Origin of the sequence: Actinoplanes sp. CA-131856, assembly GCF_050956135.1 — a bacterium.
Lineage (GTDB): Bacteria > Actinomycetota > Actinomycetes > Mycobacteriales > Micromonosporaceae > Actinoplanes.
Genome location: NZ_CP191849.1, coordinates 3,576,293 through 3,593,134, shown reverse-complemented (window position 1 = coordinate 3,593,134; position 16,842 = coordinate 3,576,293). Strand labels below are relative to the sequence as shown.

The window sequence follows — 16,842 nt, the reverse complement described above, 5'->3', positions numbered from 1 at the left end:
ATCCGCCTTGCTGCCATCGTTGCTGTGCCTCACCGCCGCCGCCGTCCTGGGCGTCACGCCGACCGTTCCGCCGCCCGCCGCCGACCAGGCGCAGGCGCGCGGTGACGCGGTACTGGACGGCGGTCATGTCGACATAGGACCGCACTATCGGGACGGCCGGTGGACGGTTCGGATTCACGACGACCACACGGTTCCGTCGGTGTGGCGCGAGCCGGCCGAGGCCGTGCTCCGGGTCCGCGACACCGCGCGGCAGGCGGTGCCGGACGACGAGGCGTACGCCTTCCTCGGCGAGAAGCCCGGAGCTCAGGTGTACGTCGTTCCGCAGACCGAGAAGGCGGGAGTGGTCTGGATCGGCTGGAACACTCAGGATCCGGGAGTGCTCAAGGCGATCGACCGCGGCGTCACCATGAGCCTTCGCGGCGTTCAGGGACCGGGGAACGTCGCCGTCTTCCTGCAGTCCGGCAATCTCGGTGCGCCGCAGGTGTTGTGGAGCTCGGCCGGGCCGTACCCACAGCCGATCTGGGTCGATACCAACACGCACACCCACGCCAACTGGGTCTTCGGCCGGCCCGGCGTCTATCTTCTGGCCCTCGACATCTCGGCCGCCCTCGCCGACGGATCGACCGCTTCCTCCTCCACGGTTCTGCGCTTCGCGGTGGGCGACGCCACCGATCCCGCCGAGGCTCGCGCGGCCGCGTTCACCCAGCCTCTGCCTTCGGTCCAGGCCGCTGCCGCGGATTCATCCCGTACGAATGTGACGCCCTTCCTCGCGGGAGCGGGCGCTCTCGCCGTTCTCGTCATCGTGGTCGTCGCCGTCCGGCAGTCGGGCGTGCGCCGCCGGGCCGAGAAAGAGCGGGCGGCCAAATGAGCGCGGCCCTCGAAATGACCGATGTGGACGCCGACCTCGGTGGCCGTCCGGTGCTGCGCGACGTCGGCCTCCGGGTCGGCGCCGGTGAGCTCGTCGCCCTGCTCGGCCCCAACGGTGCGGGGAAGACCACGCTGATCCGGGCCGCGCTGGGCCTGGTCCCGCTGCGGCGGGGCCGGGTGACGATCGCCGGTTCCGCCGCCGGCTACGTGCCGCAGCGGCACGAGTTCACCTGGGACTTCCCGGCTTCGGTCGAGGACACCGTCCTCAGTGGTCTGGTCGGCCGGATCGGCCTGTTCCGCCGCCCGCGCGCCGGGCACTGGCAGGCGGTCTGGGACGCGCTCGACCGCGTACAACTGCATGAATTGCGCAAACGCCCGGTCGGCGAACTCTCCGGCGGGCAACGCCAACGGGTTCTGGTTGCTCGTGCGCTGGTGCTGTCGCCGCCCGTGCTGCTGCTGGACGAGCCGTTCACCGGCCTCGACATGCCGTCGCAGGAGACCTTGACCGCGCTCTTCGCCGACCTGGCCCACGATCGGGCCGTGGTCATGGCGACCCACGACCTGGCCGCCGCGGCGTACACCTGCGATCGGCTGATCCTGCTCAACCGCACCGTCATCGCCGACGGCCCGGCCGAGGAGCTGCGCGATCCCGAGGCCTGGATGCGGACGTTCGACGTCGGCCCCGGCAGCCACCTTCTCAAACTCGTCGGAGCGTGACGTGTCGCCCCTGCAGTTCCTGTCCGACCTGGCCAACCCCGATCTCGCCTTCCTGCCCAAGGCGCTGGCCATCGCCACCCTGGCCGCCGTCATGTGCGGGGTGGTCGGCTGCTACGTGGTGCTGCGCGGCATGGCCTTCATCGGCGACGCCGTGGCCCACGCGGTGTTCCCCGGCCTGGCCATCGCGTTCCTGTTCTCCGGCAGCCTCGTGGTCGGCGGCACGGTCGCCGGCGTCGTGACGGCTCTGCTGGTCACGGTTTTCGCCCAGAACCGGCGCCTCAAAGAGGATTCGGTCATCGGCATCTTCTTCGTGGCCGCGTTCGCCCTGGGCATCGTGGTCATCTCCCGGGCTCCCGGCTACGCCGGTTCGCTCCAGCAGTTCCTCTTCGGCTCCATCGCCGGCATTCCCGATCGGGACCTGTACGTCGTCACGGGCACCACCATCGCCGTACTGCTCGCGGTCTCCCTGCTCCACAAGGAGTTCGTGGCCGTGACATTGGACCGCGAGATGGCCCGGGCGCTGGGCCTGAAGGTCTTCTGGCTCGACCTGGTCCTCTACGTGCTGGTCACCCTGGCCGTGGTGATGGCCGTGCAGACGATCGGCAACATCCTGGTCCTGGCCCTGCTGGTGACGCCGGCCGCCACGGCCCGCCTGCTGACCGACCGCCTCCCCGTGATGATGCTGCTGGCCCCGGCAATAGGCGCCGGCGGAGCCACCATCGGCCTCTACGTCTCCTGGTCCTGGGACTTCCCCGTAGGCGGCACCATCGTGCTGACCTTGACCGCGGCCTTCCTCCTGGCCCACGTGGCCGCCCCACGCCACGGTTTGGTGGCCCGCCTGACCACCTGATCACACGACCCCGAGGCATAGCCGATCTCTTCGTCGACACCGGCGAGCTCGGTACAGCCGTCGTACCGGTCTTCGGGGGTGCCTTCGAATGCAGGCGACAGCCCGATCAGCCGCCAGCCGCGCTTGGCGTGTCGCGCCGAACGCCGGATGGGTGGGGAACACGAGGTGTTGTCCGTAACTTATAATGACAATCGTTTTCAACTAGCGGAGGAACCCATGGCTGTCCCCAAGCGGCGCACGTCGCGCTCCAACACCCGGCACCGGCGCGCTCAGTGGAAGGCGGTCGTGCCCGCGCTGGCCGAGTGCCCTTGTCCTCGGCGCGAGACGGTCGTGCCTCATCGGGTCTGCGCGCACTGCGGGCTCTACCGCGGCCGTCAGGTGGTCGAGCCCCGATGAGTGCGGGCAAGCTGCCGGTCACCGTGCTCTCCGGGTTTCTCGGAGCCGGCAAGACGACGCTGCTCAACCACGTGCTCGCCAACCAGGACGGGATGCGGGTGGCCGTCGTCGTCAACGACATGAGCGCGGTCAACATCGACGCTCAGCTCGTGCGGACCGAGGAGCGGCTCGTCGAGATGACCAACGGGTGCCTCTGCTGCACGCTTCGCGACGATCTGCTCGGGGAGGTCGCCGCGCTGGCCCGGCAGGGGCGGTTCGACTATCTGCTCATCGAGTCGAGTGGCGTCTCCGAGCCGATGCCGGTCGCGGCCACCTTCGCTTTCGGCGTCGACGACGACCAGGTGCTGGCCGATGTGGCCAGCCTCGACACCATGGTCACCGTCGTCGACGCTCCGCATCTGATCGCTCGCATCGACGGCGGCGAGACCCTCGAGGATCGGGGCCTTTCCGCGTACGAAGGTGACGAGCGCACCATCGCCGACCTGCTGGTCGACCAGCTGGAATTCGCCGACGTGGTCGTCATCAACAAGACCGACCTGGTCAGCATGGCCGAGCTCCAGCGGGTCGAGGCCCTCGTGACCCGGCTCAACCCGTCGGCCCGGCAGATCCGCTCGGTCATGGGACGGGTCGATCCGAAGGAACTGCTGCACACCGGCCGCTTCGACATGGCCACGGCCGAGACCGCGCCGGGCTGGGTGGCCGAGCTCAACGGACGGCACATTCCCGAGACCATCGAGTACGGCATCGGCAGCCTCCTGTTCCGGGCGGACGAGCCGTTCCATCCGCAGCGGCTGTGGGAGCTTCTGGAAACGGCGATCGAGTCGTACGGCGTCCTGCGCTCCAAAGGTTTTCTCCGGCTCGCCACACGTCCGGACACGGTGGCGCTGTGGTCGCAGGCCGGACCGAACGGCCGCCTCGATCCGATGGGCGCGCCCGGCGACGAGCTCGACCGCCGGCAGGAACTGGTCTTCATCGGGGTGGACCTGCCGATCGGCGAGCTCGGTGACCGCCTGCGCCAATGCCTGCTGACCCCCGCTGAGATGGCCGCCGGTCCGGGCGCCTGGCGGCTGTTGCCCGACCCGTTCCCGTCCTGGGAGCTCGACCTCGTCCACCAGCACTGATGGCCGTCACGATGCTCGGCGGCTTCTGGCCGCACGCCACCACCGAGGCCGCGCACACCCTGCTCGCGGCGGAGCCGAGCCGCACGCTGCTCTGCTGCGCCTCGCTGGACGAGGCGATCGCCGCGCCCGACGGGACCGTCGTGGTGCTTCCCGAGGACTGTGAGCCGGACGAGGTCCGTACGGCATGGACCGCGCAAGCGAACGCACCCAGCGTGACCACCGTCGTCCCGGCCGATCTCGTGCTGGACGGCCTCACCTGCGCGTCGGCGATCGGTGACCTGGTGGCCCGGCAGATCGAGCAGGCCGACTCGGTGCTGCTCACCGGCCGGCGCGAGGGCGACGACGAATGGGAGACCGAGCAGATCCGGGTGCTGCTGCGGCGGATCGCCCCCTGGGCGGGGCACGGCGTCCCGACCACGAAAGGCCGCACCGAGCCGCTGGCGCCGGTCACCCGCGGGCTGCGCGGCCAGGCGGTCGGCGTCCACGAGCCCGTCCCGGACCACGGCGTCGTCTCATGCGTCTTCCACGCCCGGCGGCCGTTCCATCCGGGGCGGCTGCACGACGCCCTCGACGACGTGACCGAGAACGTGCTGCGCTCGCGCGGTCACTTCTGGCTGGCCAGCCGCCCCGACCTGGCGATGACGTGGGAGTCGGCCGGCGAGCTCAGCCTCGGCCCGGTCAGCGGCTGGCTCGACGCGCTGCCGCTCGACCAGTGGACGGACGTCGACACCGAACGCCGCCTGGCGGCCGAGATCGACTGGGACCCGTACTACGGCGACAGGCACCACCACCTGGCCTTCATCGGCATCGACCTCGACCCGGTACACCTCCACCGCGTGCTGAGCCGCTGCCTGCTCACCGACTACGAACTGGCCGACGGCGAGGAGGCCTGGCGCCGCCTGCCCGACCCTTTCGCCTGCCCGCCGACCCGGAAAGGGTAGGCCTTTCGGTTACCGGGTGACCTGTCCCTAATAGCCCGAAAGGACGAATCCTCCGTTCCAGATCTTGTGTCAACGTCCTTGCCATGAACGCGGTTCTCGCCGCCGGGGGCGGCGTGCTCGACACGATGGCCGACATCCTCGGCTATTTCCTCGGCGTCTTCACCGCGGCGGGCCTGCTGTTCTGGTACATCGACAACGCCCGCTCGGGAAGGACGTTCGGCCTTCCCGAGTACGGCTACATCATGGTCCTGCTGGCCGGATTCGCCGTCGGGCTTTTCCTGATCATCATGCATGGGGACAAGTGATGGACCCTCTGGTCTCAAGGCTCGAGGAGGCCGTACGGCGCGCCGAGTTCCTGGTCGCCCGCCTCGAAGCGCTGGCACCACCCCCGCGGTCGGCGGCCGCCAACAAGGTGCCGATCATCGCGGGTTTCGCCGCGGCGCTCCTCGCCGTCGTCATCGTTTTCGCACTCTTCCTCGGACGGCAACAGTGAGACCTGGATTGGCCTGGGCCATTCTTCCCGTGGGCTTCGTCCTGAGCGTCACCGACGCGTGGCTGTCCATCCAGTCGATCGCCGGCTCGATCAAGGCGAACGACGCCGTCGGCTATGTGGTCGCCTCGGTGGTGGGCCTGGCCCTGACCGGTTTCGCGGTCTTCCTGCCGGTCCTGAAACAGGCGTTCCGCTCAATACCGTGGGGCCTGCTCTGGTTCGTGCTGACCGCCGGCGACATCGGAACGAGCGTGCTGGGCGGCATCTGGTACGGCGCCATGCACCGCGGTTTCAGCGACCCGATCATCCTGTCGGACATCCACTACCAGCCCTCGAACTGGCAGGCCACACTGGTCTACACGGTGTTCGTGCTGGTGGTCCAGTCCATCTGCGTCGCCTTCGGCTACGCGATCCTGGCCCTCAGCAACGCACCCCGGGCTACCCACCCGTCGTGGTGACACACCCGCCCGTGATGACAGTGGTCTGCAGAACCTCACCGGTGGACGCGTCGACGACCACCCGGCTCCCGCTCACCCCGGACGGCAGCTCGTTGAGGTAGTCGCACACCGCTTCCTCAAAATGTCCCGACCCGCGGTTGACCTCCCCCGACACCCCGAAGAGCAGCAGAACCCCCACCGCCACCGCGCCCAGAGCCCGCGGCCCGGACCCCCGCCGCCGCGCTCCGGCCGGCGCCGGCGAGTCGAGATCGATGACGGCCATACGCGCATCGTAGGCACCGATAGCGAGTTGCGATGCCCGGACCGGCTCACGACCATGCCCTGCCGGGCTCGGCGCGACGCCGGCCAGCAGAAAGGTTGTCCGAGGTCAGCCGCGGTTGATGAGGTCGGTGGCCACCTGGCGGGCCCGGTCGATGGGTACGGCGAAGCCGATGCCGATGTTGCCGCCGCCCTCCAGGGTGGCGATGGCGGTGTTGACGCCGATGACCTCGCCCCGGGCGTTGATCAGGGGGCCGCCCGAGTTGCCGGGGTTGATGGAGGCGTCGGTCTGTATCGCGGTGCGGCCGGTTGCCCCGCCGAGGCGGACCGGGCGGTCCACGGCGCTGATGATGCCGGCCGTCACCGTGCCCGACAGGCCCAGCGGGGAGCCCACGGCCAGGACCTGCTCGCCCACGCGCGGGGAGCGCGCGGCGGCCAGGGACAGCGGCGGCGGCCCCTCGGCCGGGTCGACCCGGAGGACCGCGATGTCGTTGCCCGGGTCGGTGCCGACGACCGTGGCCGGCAGGCGGCGGCCGTCCGCGGTGACGACGCCGACCGGGCCGCCGGCGGCCACGACGTGATTGTTCGTGACTATGTGGCCCTGGTCGTCGAAGGCGAAACCGGAACCGGAACCGTTACCCACCTGGACCGAGACCACGCCGGGCCGGGCCCTGGCCGCGGCCGCCACCAGGTCGGCGGTGACAGCCGGGGCCGCCGCCGCCGTGTCGTCGCGCCCGGCCACGTAGCCGGCCGCGCCGCCGGCCCCCGCGGCCAGGGCCACGACCACGAGGCCCCCGGCCACCACCACAGGCCAGCGCCGGGCCGTGCCGAGTGCGGCCGGCGAGGAAGGAGAGATGCCAAGCGGAGAAGAGGAGGCGGGGGTGTCGAAGTCGGGGCCGCTCGGGACAGGCCCCAGGCCTCTGATCGTCATGGTGCGGCTCCTTAGCTGAAGCTGGCGGCTGGAGCGGGCGGGCGTCCGGGGTTGGGGGCATCACCGAGCGCCCGCCCTTGCGCCCTATTTCAGCGGAGCGGACCGAAAGCGGAGCGAAGGACGTGGGGACGATAGGCTCGCCGGCTATGGGACTTCTCACCTTCAGCCTCAACGTCACCCTGGACGGTTGCGTCGACCACCAGGAAGGGATCGCCGACGACGAGACCCATGCCCTGTTCACCCGGCTCATGGACGAGAGCGGCGCCATGCTGTGGGGCCGCGTCACCTACGAGATGATGGAGGGCCACTGGCCGGCCGTCGCCCGCGGCGACGTCGAGGCGGTGCCGTCCGAGCGCGAGTGGGCGGCCAAGCTGGAGGCCAAACCCAAGTACGTGGTGTCGTCGACGCGCACCGACTTCCCGTGGGCCAACAGCCACCACATCACCGGCGATCTGGGCGAGGGCGTGCGGAAGCTCAAGGACGCGACCCCGGACGGCGTCCTCCTGGGCAGCGGCAAGCTCGCCACCGAGCTCGACCGGCTCGACCTGATCGACGAATACCGGATGCTCGTCCATCCCCGGATCGCCGGTCACGGTCCCACGCTGCACCATGGCGGGCTGCCCGCCACGCGCCGGCTCGAGCTGATCTCGGCCACGCCGCTCCGTAACGGCGCGGTTGACATGCACTACCGCCGCGCGCGCTGAATCACAGCTCCATCGCCGGGTTGTCGCAGGTCGTCTGTGGCAGGCTCGGGCGATGGGAAACAGTGAGTGGCCGCGACTGAGGGTGACCGACTGGGTGGACACCCGTGACACGCTGCAGATGTGGACGCAGATCGTGGGTAAGGTCCGCATGGCGCACGCGCCGGCGGTCAACCACTGGTGGCACGTGACGCTCTATCCGAGCGCGCGCGGCCTGACCACCTCCGCCGTGCCGTACGGAGACGGGTCTTTCGAGATCGAGTTCGACTTCCTCGACCAGGTGCTGCGGGTGAGCATGAGCGACGGCCGGTCACGCACGGTCACGCTCGAACCCAAGACGGTCGCCGTCTTCTACCGCGAGACGATGCTCGCCCTGGCCGAGCTGGGCGTCGAGACGGTCATCCACCCCGTGCCGAACGAGGTCGACCCGGCCATCCCGTTCGCCGAGGACGAGACCCACAGGTCGTACGACGGTGACGCCGCCCGCCTCTTCTGGCGGCAGCTGTTGCAGGTCGAGCGGGTGTTCAGCCGCTTCCGGTGGGAGTTCCTGGGCAAGACGAGCCCGGTGCATTTCTTCTGGGGTTCGATGGACCTGGCGTACACCCGGTTCTCGGGCCGTGTCGCCCCGCAACATCCGGGCGGCGCGCCGAACTGCCCGCCGTCGGTCATGCACGAGGCCTACTCCCACGAGCTGGCCAGTTTCGGTTTCTGGCCGGGCGGTGGCGAGGAGGGCGCCTTCTACGCGTACGCCTATCCCGAACCCCAGGGCTACAACGATTTCCCGGTACGCCCGGAGGCCGCTCACTACGACACCACGATCCGGGAGTTCCTGCTGCCCTACGAGGCCGTCGCCTCGGCCCCCGACCCGGACGCGGCCCTGACCGATTTCCTGCGCTCGACCTACGAGGCGGCCGCCGAACTGGCCAAGTGGGACCGCGGGACCCTCGAGCGCGGCTAGGCGGCGTCGCGCCGGCGGGGACGGCCCGCGAGGCGCCGCAGCCAGGCCACCAGCGAGGCGGCGACGGCGTCCTCGTACTCGGTGAGGGCGCTGCCCGCCTCCAGCATGGCGGGCCGGCGGGTGCGGGAGCGCTGGGACTTGAGGGCCGTCAGGCACGACTCGATCACGGCGTCGAAGGTCTCCCGGTCGGCCGCCGCCGTGGCCAGCAGCACTCGGGCCATCACGTCCTCGCCGGTGACGTCGGCCGGCACGCCGAGCATCCAGGCGCGCTGGCGGGCGTGTCCGGCGTCGGTCAGGAAGCACACCACCGGGCGCCGGGGCTGGGCCGGCGCCTCGGTGCCGACGTAACCGAGCCGCTCCTGCCGGCGCAGCGCGGCCAGCACCCGCGCGATGTCGACCGAGCGTTCCCGCCCGAACGTCTGGGCGTGGCGTTGTTGCAGCTCGTGCGCGGTTCCCGGCCGGTCGGCCAGAAACACCAGCAGGATGTTCCCGAGCGTCGCCGTCATCGGTGAAGGCCTTTCTTCTACAGGCTGTAAAAGTTAGCAGCCACAGACGATCTCGGTATGCTGCGCACGTGCACGCCGACGATGAAGAGGCGCCCGGGCGCCGTCAGGCCGGCGCGCTGGAATCGGAGATCCTCCGGGTCCTGGTCCACGCGACCCAGTCGCTCACGCCGCGCGACGTGCTGGGCCGGCTGACCGACCGCCTGTCGTACAGCACCGTGGTCACCGTGCTGACCCGGATGTACGAGAAAGGCCTGCTCGCGCGCTACAAGGACGGCCGCTCGTTCCGCTATGCGCCGCTCACCGACGAGGCCTCGGTGACCGCCCGCAAGATGGGCTCGCTGCTCGACGCGGGCACCGACCGCGCGACCGTCCTGCGCCGTTTCGTCGGCGAGCTGAAGCCCGGCGACGAGGATCTGCTGCGGCAGTTGCTCGACGGCGCCGACGAGGACTGATCACCCGGACCGCCCCTGGACACTAAGGCCAGCCTTCCCTAATCTACAGTCTGTAGTAGCTAGGTTAGGCACGCCTTAGTGAGGGGACCCGTACATGCTCGCCACCTACCTCATCGGCCTGCGCGAGGGGCTCGAGGCCACATTGGTGGTCAGCATCGTCATCGCGTTCCTGGTCAAGGCCGGCCGCAAGGACCGGCTGCCGCAGGTCTGGGCCGGTGTCGGCCTGGCCGTCGTGCTCTCCGTCGGGTTCGGGTGGCTGCTCAGCTACACCTCGACCACGCTGCTGCAGAAGTACGAGCACCGCGAGCTGTTCGAGGCGATCACCTCGATCCTGGCCGTCGCCTTCGTCACCTGGATGATCTTCTGGATGCGCCGGGCCGCCCGGTCCATCGCCGGGGAGCTGCGCGGCAAGCTGAGTGACGCCCTCGCCGTCGGCTCGCTCGCGGTGGCCGTGATGGCGTTCCTGGCCGTGGTCCGCGAGGGCCTCGAGACCTCGCTCATCTTCTACTCGGCGGTGCAGGGCGCCAGCATCAACGGCGGCCCGCTCTACGCGCTCCTCGGCGGCATCGCCACGGCGATTCTGCTGGGCTTCCTGATGTACGCCACGGCGGTGCGCATCAACCTCACGGTCTTCTTCACCGTCACCGGCACCCTGCTGATCCTGGTCGCCGCCGGAATCCTGAAATACGGCGTCCACGATCTTCAGGAGGCCGCCGTCGTTCCGGGTCTCAACGATCTGGCGTACGACATCAGCGGCGCCCTGGACCCCAACGCGTGGTACACCGCGCTGCTCACCGGCATGTTCAACGTGACGCCGACCGCGACCGTGCTCGAGGTCGTGGCCTGGGTCGTCTACGCCGTACCCGTTCTCTTCCTCTTCCTGCGGCCGAAGACGGCCGCCGTTCCCGCCCCCGCGCAGTCCTAGGAGATATCGTGCGCAAAACCCCCCTTCTGCTGGCCGTCGCGACGGTCTGCACCGTGGCCGCGTGCGGCTCCGGCGACTCCGGCGCGGACGAGGCGGCCGGCGGGCCCATCGCGGTCAAGGCCAGCGACACCGGGTGCGAGGTCGCCAAGACCACTGTGGACGCCGGCACCAGCGTCTTCGCCATCACCAACGGCGGCAACAAGGTCACCGAGTTCTACGTGTACGCGCCCGGTGACCGGGTGATGGCCGAGGTGGAGAACATCGCGCCCGGACTGTCGCGCAACCTGCACGTCGAGCTGCCCGCCGGGACGTACGAGACCGCCTGCAAGCCCGGAATGATCGGCAAGGGCATCCGGGGCGCGCTGACCGTGTCGGGCTCGGCCCCGGCCCTCACCGAGGACGCCAAGCTGGCCGAGGCCACCGCCAGCTACTCGCGGTACGTCAAGAGCCAGACCGCCGCCCTGGAGACCAAGACCACCGAGTTCGTGACAGCGGTCAAGGCCGGCAAGGTCGACGAGGCCAAGGCGCTGTTCCCGATCGCCCGCACCTACTGGGAGCGGATCGAGCCGGTGGCCGAGATCTTCGGCGACCTCGACCCGCGCATCGACGGGCGCGAGGAGGTCACCGAGGAGGGCATGAAGTTCGGCGGCTTCCACCGCATCGAGAAGGACCTGTGGGCCGCGAAGCCGGACATCAGCAAGGACGGCCCGATCGCCGACCAGCTGCTGACCGACGTCAAGGAGATCGTGCAGAAGGCCAACGCCGAGAAGCTCTCCCCGCTCCAGCTCGCCAACGGCGCCAAGGGCCTGCTCGACGAGGTCGCCTCCGGCAAGATCACCGGCGAGGAGGACCGCTACTCGCACACCGACCTGTGGGACTTCAACGCCAACGTCGAAGGCTCCAAGGCCGCGATCGCCTCGCTGCGCCCGGTGCTCGAGGAGCGCGACCCGGCCCTGGTCAAGACGCTCGACACCGAGTTCGCCAACGTCGACACCGCGCTGTCGAAGTACCGCGACGGTGACGGCTGGAAGTACCACAACCAGCTCACCCAGGCCGACCTGAAGACCCTGTCGGACGCGATCAACGCGCTGGCCGAGCCGATCAGCAAGGTGGCCGCGGTCGTCGCGAAGAAGGCCTGATCATGCCGTGGAAGATGTCGCGCCGGCGAGCCATCACGCTCGCCGGCGCCGGCGTGGGTCTGGGTGCGGCCGGCCTGGCCGGCGGCGCCGCCCTCAACCGTGATTCCGCCCCGGCGCCGGTCGCGGACGTCGTTCCCTTCGCCGGCGAGCACCAGGCGGGAATCGTCACCCCCGCGCAGGACCGGCTGCATTTCGTGGCGTTCGACGTCATCACCTCCGACCGCGACAAACTGGTCCGGATGCTGCGCGACTGGACCGCCGCCGCGGCCCGCATGACCGCCGGCCGCGACGCCGGCGAGATCGGCGCGGTCAACGGCGAACCCGAGGCGCCGCCGGACGACACCGGTGAGGCGCTGGGCCTGCCGCCGTCGTCGCTGACCATCACGATCGGCTTCGGCCCGTCGCTGTTCCAGCGCTTCGGCCTGGCCGCCCGGCGCCCGGCCGCGCTGGAGCCACTCCCCCGCTTCACCGGCGACACCCTCGACGCGGCCATCTCCGGCGGCGACATCGCCATCCAGGCCTGCGCCAACGATCCCCAGGTCGCGGTGCACGCCGTGCGCAACCTGGCCCGCATCGGCATGGGCACCGTGAGCGTGCGCTGGTCGCAGCTGGGCTTCGGGCGTACGTCATCGACCGCCGTGGGCCAGGCGACACCGCGCAACCTGTTCGGCTTCAAGGACGGCACCCGCAACCTGAAGGCCGAACAGCCCGACCTGCTGCGCGACCACCTGTGGGTCCAGCCGGGCGACGGCCCCGAGTGGATGACCGGCGGCTCCTACCTGGTCACCCGCAAGATCCGCATGCTGATCGAGACGTGGGACCGCTCCTCGCTGACCGAGCAGGAAGGCATCGTCGGCCGTTACAAGGGCAGCGGCGCTCCGCTGGGCGCGGACGCCGAGTTCGACGAGCCCGACTTCACCGCTGTCGGCGCCGACGGCCAGCCCTTGCTGGCCACGACCTCCCACGTGCGCCTGGCCCACCCCGACACCAACAAGGGCGCCCGGATGCTGCGCCGGGGCTACAACTTCGTCGACGGCTCGGACGGTCTGGGCCGCCTGAACGCGGGCCTGTTCTTCATCGCCTATCAGCGGGACCCGGCCAAGGCCTTCATCCCGGTCCAGCGCAGCCTGTCCGCCAACGACGAGATGAACGAGTACGTCCGCCACGTCTCCAGCGCCGTCTTCGCCTGTCCCCCGGGCCTGTCCGGCCCGGACGACTTCTGGGGCCGCGCCCTGTTCGCCTGAACCCGTGTCAAACGAATGTCAAACCTGGTCACCCATGATGGCGTCCTGACCGGACGCCGCTGACCGATGCGTGCGGCCCTGGCCCAAGGAGTGCACGCATGTTCGGTTCCGCGCGGCGCGTTGCGGGCGCCGCCCTGGTGATGGTGGCGGCGGTGGCTTCCGGACTGTCCGCGCCGGGCGGTCCGGCCGCCGCGGCGCCGGTCGCGTGTCCGGCCGGCGTAGCGGACGCGGCCGCGGCGTCGGCGCGGGCCAAGGCGTGCGGGTCGCGGGTCGAGTTGCTCGGCAAGCGGTCGGAACGGGACCAGGTGTTCGCCAACCCGAACGGTTCCTACACGCTGGAGACGTCCGCCGTGCCGCGCCGGGTGCGCGGTTCCGGCGGGTCGTGGGCCGCCGTCGACACGACGCTGCGGTCCGACGGGGGCAGGGTTCGGCCGCTGGCGACGGCGGCCGACCTGGATTTCGCGGCGGCGGGCGCCGGGGCCATGGCACGGATCGCCACCGCCGGAGGCGCGCTGGCGCTGACGGCCCCGTGGACCCTGCCGGCGCCCGTGCTGTCCGGTTCGCGGGCTACCTACGCCGACGTGCTGCCCGGCGTCGACCTGGTGCTGTCGGCCCGGCCCGAGGGGTTCGCCGAGACGCTGGTCGTGCGCACCCGCGAGTCGCTGCCCACGGCCGGCCCACCGGGACGACCGACGCCCTCGGCCGGACGACCGCTGCGCCGGTGGGCCGAGGCGACGGATCACCTGCGGCAGGCGGAAGCTACTACCGCGAGACGGGCGACGCCGACGGAGAATCCCGCGTCCTGATCAACCTCGGCCGTGTCCTGTCCGGCCGGCGTCGTTTCGACGACGCCGAGGAGGCCTACCATCGGGCGCTGCGGTTGAGCGCCGCCGTCGGCGACACTCGGCGCGTCGCCCACGCGTGGAACAACCTCGCCATGGTCTACCTGGACGGCGGCAAGCCCGACCAGGCGGTGGAGGCGGCCGCACGGTCCCTGGGGCAGTTCCGCGACCAGGGCGACCGCTACGGCGAGGGGCTCTCGTCGGACACCCTGGGCCGCATTCACACGTCGCTGGGCGGTTTCGGCACGGCGTTGACCCACTTCCAGCAGGCCCTGCTCGCCTTCCGGGACGCGGGCCACCGGGAGGCCGAGGGCGAGACGCTGGCCAACATCGGCGCCACCCACCTCCGGCGGGGTGACACCGCGGCCGCGGTCGAACATCTGGAATCGGCCGCGCGGTGCCACCGCAGCGTCGGCGATCCCCACGAGGAGGCGGTCACCCGTCGCCTGCTGGCCGAGGCACATCTGGCCCGGGGCGACCGGGCCGCGGCTCTGTCCGAGCTGGACGCCGCCCGCGAGCTGCGAAAGCTGGCCCCCGACGCCGCCGAGGAGGGGGCCCTGCGCCGGGCTACAGCCGCCGTCGGGCCCCATCCGTCAGTCCTTGACAGTCCGGGTCATTTCAACACCTGAACGGGCGGCTGGGCGGCGTCGTCCGACTGGGCGAGACCGTACTCGCTACCCATGCCGCTCCTGGCCACGCCGACTTCGTAGCGGTCGGTATGAATGACCACCTTTTCCGGCGCCGGCTCAGCGGATCCCGAGCGGGAAATCCGGCGAACACGATTCCCGCGGCGGCCGCCACTCCCAGCCCGGGCGCGGCGATTCCGATGAACTTTCCACGCATGTTGTCAGCCCGGTTCGTGTGATCCCGCCCCAGCGCGTGACCGAATTCGTGGGTGCCGACCAGGCGACCCTGCGCGTACGTCTCGGCGTAGACGGTCGGGTCGGCGAAGACGAACGAGCTGATGACGACGTTTCCGGGCCGGTGACGTATACCGCCAGAGCACGCCGCACCCCGGACTTCTGAATACTGCCACCTGCTCGCGATAAAGCCTTGGACATATCGCCCCCTTGCCCCCGTCACTCATGCCAGAAGGCCGCGCATTTACAAGCGAGCGAGAAATGATCCACCCGCAGTGACAAGGTTCAGAGGGGACGCCGCCAGGTGTCGAGGACCTTGTCGATGGTGGGGCGGATGCGGGTGCGGGCCTCGTCCCGGGGGACGCCGGACATCAGCATGTCGTCGTACGGGGTGTCCTTGTGGCGGATCGAGGCGATCACCGCCCTCGTCACCGCGTCGGGGTCGAGGGAGCGGCCGGCGGCGCTGCGGCCCACCCGGCCCGAGCCCCGGAGGCTCGTGTGTTCGCTGACCTCGGTGGCCCGCTCCGGCGGGCACGACGGGAACAGGCGCAGGATCTCGGCGCTCAGGTTCTGCTGGAAGACCTCGTCGGCGGCCTCCCGGCGTACCCGGTCCCGGTCCCGGCGGCGGGCCCGCGCGTCCTCGTCGGACAGGCACTGCCGCTCGGCCTCCTCGATCGCCGCGCGCTCGACCAGCAGGCCCTGACGTTCGTTGCGTTTGCGGGAACGGTTGAACCGGACCACCACCGCCGACAGCCGGCTCGCCGCCTTGGCCCGGCGGGTCAGTGCGGCGTCGCCGGCCGGCAGAAACTCCAGGTGGTCGAGGTCGGCGCAGGTCAGGCAGATCGGGCCGCCGTCCTCCATCATCAGCATGCCGGCGCTCGTGTCGCCGCAGCCCGTGCAGGTGAACTCGCGGTCCGGCAGCACCACCACCAGGTCCGGCGCCTTGCTCTGCCGGGTCGTCATCCGTTCCCGCTGCTTCTCCGTCAGCTCGGCCGCCATCCAATGCGTCCGGTACGCCACCTCGTCGCCCGACTCGGTGAAACGCAACTGGCGGCGGTCGCGGGTCGCCGCCACGTACTCCACCTCGCTCGGCTGCAAGCCGCGGCTTCGCACCCAGCGGTGGAACACCTCGAGCGCGTCGGTGATCCGGTCGGGCGAGACCGCCGCCACCGCCTCCAGGACCGGCGCCCGACCCTGGCGCCACTCCGTCACCCGGCCCGGCTCCAGCCAGCCCAGGCCGGTCAGCACGTCCAACGGGCTCACATATCGCTGCCGGGCCAGTGCCTTCTCGGCGGCGGTCACCACGCGGCGTTCCAGCTTCGAGGTGGGCTGCATGGACGGCCACGTTACCCGGCCGGACCCCACACTCCCGTGGCCGCGTGCCGGTCCGCATACGCGCCGAAGTCGCGGGCCGGCCGGCCCAGGGCCTCCCGCACCCCGTCGGCCGTGCGCACGTTGCGGCCGTCGAGGATGTGCCGGAACATGTCGCCCAGTTCGGCCGGCAGCCCGGCGTCGCGCAGCACCACCCCGTACTCCTCGTGGGTGATGGGTGTGTATTTGATCGTGCGGCCGGTGGCCCGGCTCAGCTCGGCCGCCACGTCGGCGAAGGTCAGCGCCCGGGGCCCGGTCAGCTCGTACTGCCGCCCCCGGTGCCGCGGATCGACCAGCGCCGCCGCCACCACGTCGGCGATGTCCTCGGCGTCCACGAACGGCTCGGGCACGTCACCGGCCGGCAGCATGATGTCGCCGCCGCGGACCGCCTCGACGAGGAAGTCCTCGCTGAAGTTCTGCATGAACCAGGAGCACGTCACGATCGTCCAGCCCGTCCCGGCCGCCTGCACGTTCCGTTCGGCCTGCTGGGCCAAGGGCTCCCCACGCCCGGACAGCAACACCAGCTGCTCGACCCCCGAGGCCGCCGCCCTCTCGGCGAAGGCACCCACGATCTCGGCCGCTCTGGGAAGACCGAGATCGGGATAGAAGGTGAGGTACGCCGCCCGGACGCCCACCAGCGCCGGCGCCCACGTCGACTCGTCGTGCCAGTCGAACCGCGTGCTGCTGCCGCGCGACCCGACCCGGACGTCGATGCCCTGCCCCGCAAGCCGTTCCGCCACGCGGCGTCCCGTCTTGCCCGTTCCACCGATGAGAAGCGTCGTGTTCGTCATGCTTTCCAGTAGACCGGCGCCGCC

Annotated in this window: 22 protein-coding genes; 17 read left to right on the top strand and 5 right to left on the bottom strand. The window is 70.7% G+C overall.

All coding sequences use genetic code 11. From position 1 onward, the window contains the following. The first annotated feature begins 7 nt into the window (after positions 1–7). The 9 genes from ACQP2X_RS16700 (at position 8) to ACQP2X_RS16660 (ending at position 5,840) form a co-directional block, all read left to right on the top strand. Positions 8–868, top strand: a complete 861-nt coding sequence (locus ACQP2X_RS16700) for a choice-of-anchor M domain-containing protein (protein ID WP_498697955.1) — start codon at positions 8–10, stop codon at positions 866–868. Next, positions 865–1,584, top strand: a complete 720-nt coding sequence (locus ACQP2X_RS16695) for an anchored repeat-type ABC transporter ATP-binding subunit (protein WP_498697954.1) — start codon at positions 865–867, stop codon at positions 1,582–1,584. Before ACQP2X_RS16700 ends, ACQP2X_RS16695 begins: the two co-directional genes overlap by 4 nt. Position 1,585: 1 nt before the next feature. Beyond that, entirely contained in the window at positions 1,586–2,434 is an 849-nt protein-coding gene (locus ACQP2X_RS16690) for an anchored repeat-type ABC transporter permease subunit (RefSeq protein WP_498697953.1), read from the top strand. A gap of 216 nt (positions 2,435–2,650) precedes the next feature. Then, entirely contained in the window at positions 2,651–2,830 is a 180-nt protein-coding gene (gene rpmF / locus ACQP2X_RS16685) for a 50S ribosomal protein L32 (protein WP_498697952.1), read from the top strand. Next, positions 2,827–3,951, top strand: a complete 1,125-nt coding sequence (locus ACQP2X_RS16680; RefSeq protein ID WP_498697951.1) for a GTP-binding protein — start codon at positions 2,827–2,829, stop codon at positions 3,949–3,951. Before rpmF ends, ACQP2X_RS16680 begins: the two co-directional genes overlap by 4 nt. Further along, positions 3,951–4,892: a GTP-binding protein gene (locus ACQP2X_RS16675; RefSeq protein WP_498697949.1), complete on the top strand. Its 942-nt coding sequence runs from the start codon at positions 3,951–3,953 to the stop codon at positions 4,890–4,892. The genes ACQP2X_RS16680 and ACQP2X_RS16675 overlap by 1 nt, the downstream gene beginning before the upstream one ends. A gap of 83 nt (positions 4,893–4,975) precedes the next feature. Further along, the gene (locus ACQP2X_RS16670) at positions 4,976–5,197 is read left to right on the top strand and encodes a hypothetical protein (RefSeq protein WP_498697946.1); all 222 of its coding nucleotides are present in this window, start codon (positions 4,976–4,978) and stop codon (positions 5,195–5,197) included. Further along, the gene (locus ACQP2X_RS16665; RefSeq protein ID WP_498697944.1) at positions 5,197–5,385 is read left to right on the top strand and encodes a hypothetical protein; all 189 of its coding nucleotides are present in this window, start codon (positions 5,197–5,199) and stop codon (positions 5,383–5,385) included. The genes ACQP2X_RS16670 and ACQP2X_RS16665 overlap by 1 nt, the downstream gene beginning before the upstream one ends. A gap of 29 nt (positions 5,386–5,414) precedes the next feature. After that, positions 5,415–5,840 (top strand): hypothetical protein, encoded by a 426-nt coding sequence (locus ACQP2X_RS16660; protein WP_498697943.1) that lies wholly within the window; start codon positions 5,415–5,417, stop codon positions 5,838–5,840. Here the strand turns inward: ACQP2X_RS16660 and ACQP2X_RS16655 are convergent. After that, positions 5,821–6,102: a hypothetical protein gene (locus tag ACQP2X_RS16655; protein WP_498697941.1), complete on the bottom strand. Its 282-nt coding sequence runs from the start codon at positions 6,100–6,102 to the stop codon at positions 5,821–5,823. The genes ACQP2X_RS16660 and ACQP2X_RS16655 overlap by 20 nt on opposite strands. Positions 6,103–6,207: 105 nt before the next feature. After that, positions 6,208–7,029, bottom strand: a complete 822-nt coding sequence (locus tag ACQP2X_RS16650) for a S1C family serine protease (RefSeq protein ID WP_498697939.1) — start codon at positions 7,027–7,029, stop codon at positions 6,208–6,210. Positions 7,030–7,175: 146 nt separating this feature from the next. Between ACQP2X_RS16650 and ACQP2X_RS16645 the strand changes: the two genes are divergently transcribed. Together ACQP2X_RS16645 and ACQP2X_RS16640 are read left to right on the top strand one after the other, a co-directional pair. Continuing rightward, a complete protein-coding gene (locus ACQP2X_RS16645; protein WP_498697937.1) occupies positions 7,176–7,733 on the top strand; it encodes a dihydrofolate reductase family protein in 558 nt (185 codons plus the stop codon). A 52-nt stretch (positions 7,734–7,785) separates the two neighbouring features. Next, complete coding sequence (locus ACQP2X_RS16640; protein WP_498697936.1) at positions 7,786–8,688, top strand: DUF5996 family protein; 903 nt, start codon at positions 7,786–7,788, stop codon at positions 8,686–8,688. Here ACQP2X_RS16640 and ACQP2X_RS16635 read toward each other — a convergent pair. Beyond that, positions 8,685–9,194: a hypothetical protein gene (locus ACQP2X_RS16635; RefSeq protein WP_498697935.1), complete on the bottom strand. Its 510-nt coding sequence runs from the start codon at positions 9,192–9,194 to the stop codon at positions 8,685–8,687. The two genes, ACQP2X_RS16640 and ACQP2X_RS16635, sit on opposite strands and share 4 nt — an antisense overlap. Before the next feature lie 68 nt (positions 9,195–9,262). Between ACQP2X_RS16635 and ACQP2X_RS16630 the strand changes: the two genes are divergently transcribed. From ACQP2X_RS16630 to ACQP2X_RS16605, 6 genes are all read left to right on the top strand, one after another. Next, a complete protein-coding gene (locus ACQP2X_RS16630) occupies positions 9,263–9,646 on the top strand; it encodes a BlaI/MecI/CopY family transcriptional regulator (RefSeq protein WP_498697933.1) in 384 nt (127 codons plus the stop codon). A 94-nt stretch (positions 9,647–9,740) separates the two neighbouring features. Beyond that, entirely contained in the window at positions 9,741–10,571 is an 831-nt protein-coding gene (gene efeU, locus ACQP2X_RS16625; RefSeq protein WP_498697931.1) for an iron uptake transporter permease EfeU, read from the top strand. Positions 10,572–10,579: 8 nt separating this feature from the next. Beyond that, a complete protein-coding gene (gene efeO, locus ACQP2X_RS16620; RefSeq protein ID WP_498697928.1) occupies positions 10,580–11,710 on the top strand; it encodes an iron uptake system protein EfeO in 1,131 nt (376 codons plus the stop codon). A gap of 2 nt (positions 11,711–11,712) precedes the next feature. Continuing rightward, entirely contained in the window at positions 11,713–12,954 is a 1,242-nt protein-coding gene (efeB, locus tag ACQP2X_RS16615; protein WP_498697926.1) for an iron uptake transporter deferrochelatase/peroxidase subunit, read from the top strand. Positions 12,955–13,052: 98 nt separating this feature from the next. Then, positions 13,053–13,760 (top strand): hypothetical protein, encoded by a 708-nt coding sequence (locus ACQP2X_RS16610; protein ID WP_498697924.1) that lies wholly within the window; start codon positions 13,053–13,055, stop codon positions 13,758–13,760. Then, the gene (locus tag ACQP2X_RS16605; RefSeq protein ID WP_498697923.1) at positions 13,676–14,425 is read left to right on the top strand and encodes a tetratricopeptide repeat protein; all 750 of its coding nucleotides are present in this window, start codon (positions 13,676–13,678) and stop codon (positions 14,423–14,425) included. The genes ACQP2X_RS16610 and ACQP2X_RS16605 overlap by 85 nt, the downstream gene beginning before the upstream one ends. A 516-nt stretch (positions 14,426–14,941) precedes the next feature. On the opposite strand, the gene ACQP2X_RS16600 is transcribed toward ACQP2X_RS16605, so the two are convergent. Then, on the bottom strand, positions 14,942–15,991 hold the full coding sequence (locus tag ACQP2X_RS16600; RefSeq protein ID WP_498697922.1) for a DUF2293 domain-containing protein: 1,050 nt from the start codon (positions 15,989–15,991) through the stop codon (positions 14,942–14,944). Between the two features lie 11 nt (positions 15,992–16,002). Then, positions 16,003–16,818, bottom strand: coding sequence for an NmrA family NAD(P)-binding protein (locus tag ACQP2X_RS16595; protein ID WP_498697919.1), 816 nt, complete (start codon positions 16,816–16,818; stop codon positions 16,003–16,005). Positions 16,819–16,842: the final 24 nt, after the last annotated feature.

Excerpts from the sequence above, each read along its gene's own strand:
- ACQP2X_RS16680 (WP_498697951.1), top strand. The coding sequence starts at position 2,827 with ATGAGTGCGGGCAAGCTGCCGGTCACCGTGCTCTCCGGGTTTCTCGGA.
- ACQP2X_RS16635 (WP_498697935.1), bottom strand. The coding sequence starts at position 9,194 with ATGACGGCGACGCTCGGGAACATCCTGCTGGTGTTTCTGGCCGACCGG.
- ACQP2X_RS16645 (WP_498697937.1), top strand. The coding sequence starts at position 7,176 with ATGGGACTTCTCACCTTCAGCCTCAACGTCACCCTGGACGGTTGCGTC.
- rpmF (WP_498697952.1), top strand. The coding sequence starts at position 2,651 with ATGGCTGTCCCCAAGCGGCGCACGTCGCGCTCCAACACCCGGCACCGG.
- ACQP2X_RS16675 (WP_498697949.1), top strand. The coding sequence starts at position 3,951 with ATGGCCGTCACGATGCTCGGCGGCTTCTGGCCGCACGCCACCACCGAG.
- ACQP2X_RS16640 (WP_498697936.1), top strand. The coding sequence starts at position 7,786 with ATGGGAAACAGTGAGTGGCCGCGACTGAGGGTGACCGACTGGGTGGAC.
- ACQP2X_RS16650 (WP_498697939.1), bottom strand. The coding sequence starts at position 7,029 with ATGACGATCAGAGGCCTGGGGCCTGTCCCGAGCGGCCCCGACTTCGAC.
- ACQP2X_RS16670 (WP_498697946.1), top strand. The coding sequence starts at position 4,976 with ATGAACGCGGTTCTCGCCGCCGGGGGCGGCGTGCTCGACACGATGGCC.
- ACQP2X_RS16610 (WP_498697924.1), top strand. The coding sequence starts at position 13,053 with ATGTTCGGTTCCGCGCGGCGCGTTGCGGGCGCCGCCCTGGTGATGGTG.
- ACQP2X_RS16665 (WP_498697944.1), top strand. The coding sequence starts at position 5,197 with ATGGACCCTCTGGTCTCAAGGCTCGAGGAGGCCGTACGGCGCGCCGAG.
- efeU (WP_498697931.1), top strand. The coding sequence starts at position 9,741 with ATGCTCGCCACCTACCTCATCGGCCTGCGCGAGGGGCTCGAGGCCACA.
- ACQP2X_RS16600 (WP_498697922.1), bottom strand. The coding sequence starts at position 15,991 with ATGCAGCCCACCTCGAAGCTGGAACGCCGCGTGGTGACCGCCGCCGAG.
- ACQP2X_RS16655 (WP_498697941.1), bottom strand. The coding sequence starts at position 6,102 with ATGGCCGTCATCGATCTCGACTCGCCGGCGCCGGCCGGAGCGCGGCGG.
- ACQP2X_RS16595 (WP_498697919.1), bottom strand. The coding sequence starts at position 16,818 with ATGACGAACACGACGCTTCTCATCGGTGGAACGGGCAAGACGGGACGC.
- efeB (WP_498697926.1), top strand. The coding sequence starts at position 11,713 with ATGCCGTGGAAGATGTCGCGCCGGCGAGCCATCACGCTCGCCGGCGCC.
- ACQP2X_RS16695 (WP_498697954.1), top strand. The coding sequence starts at position 865 with ATGAGCGCGGCCCTCGAAATGACCGATGTGGACGCCGACCTCGGTGGC.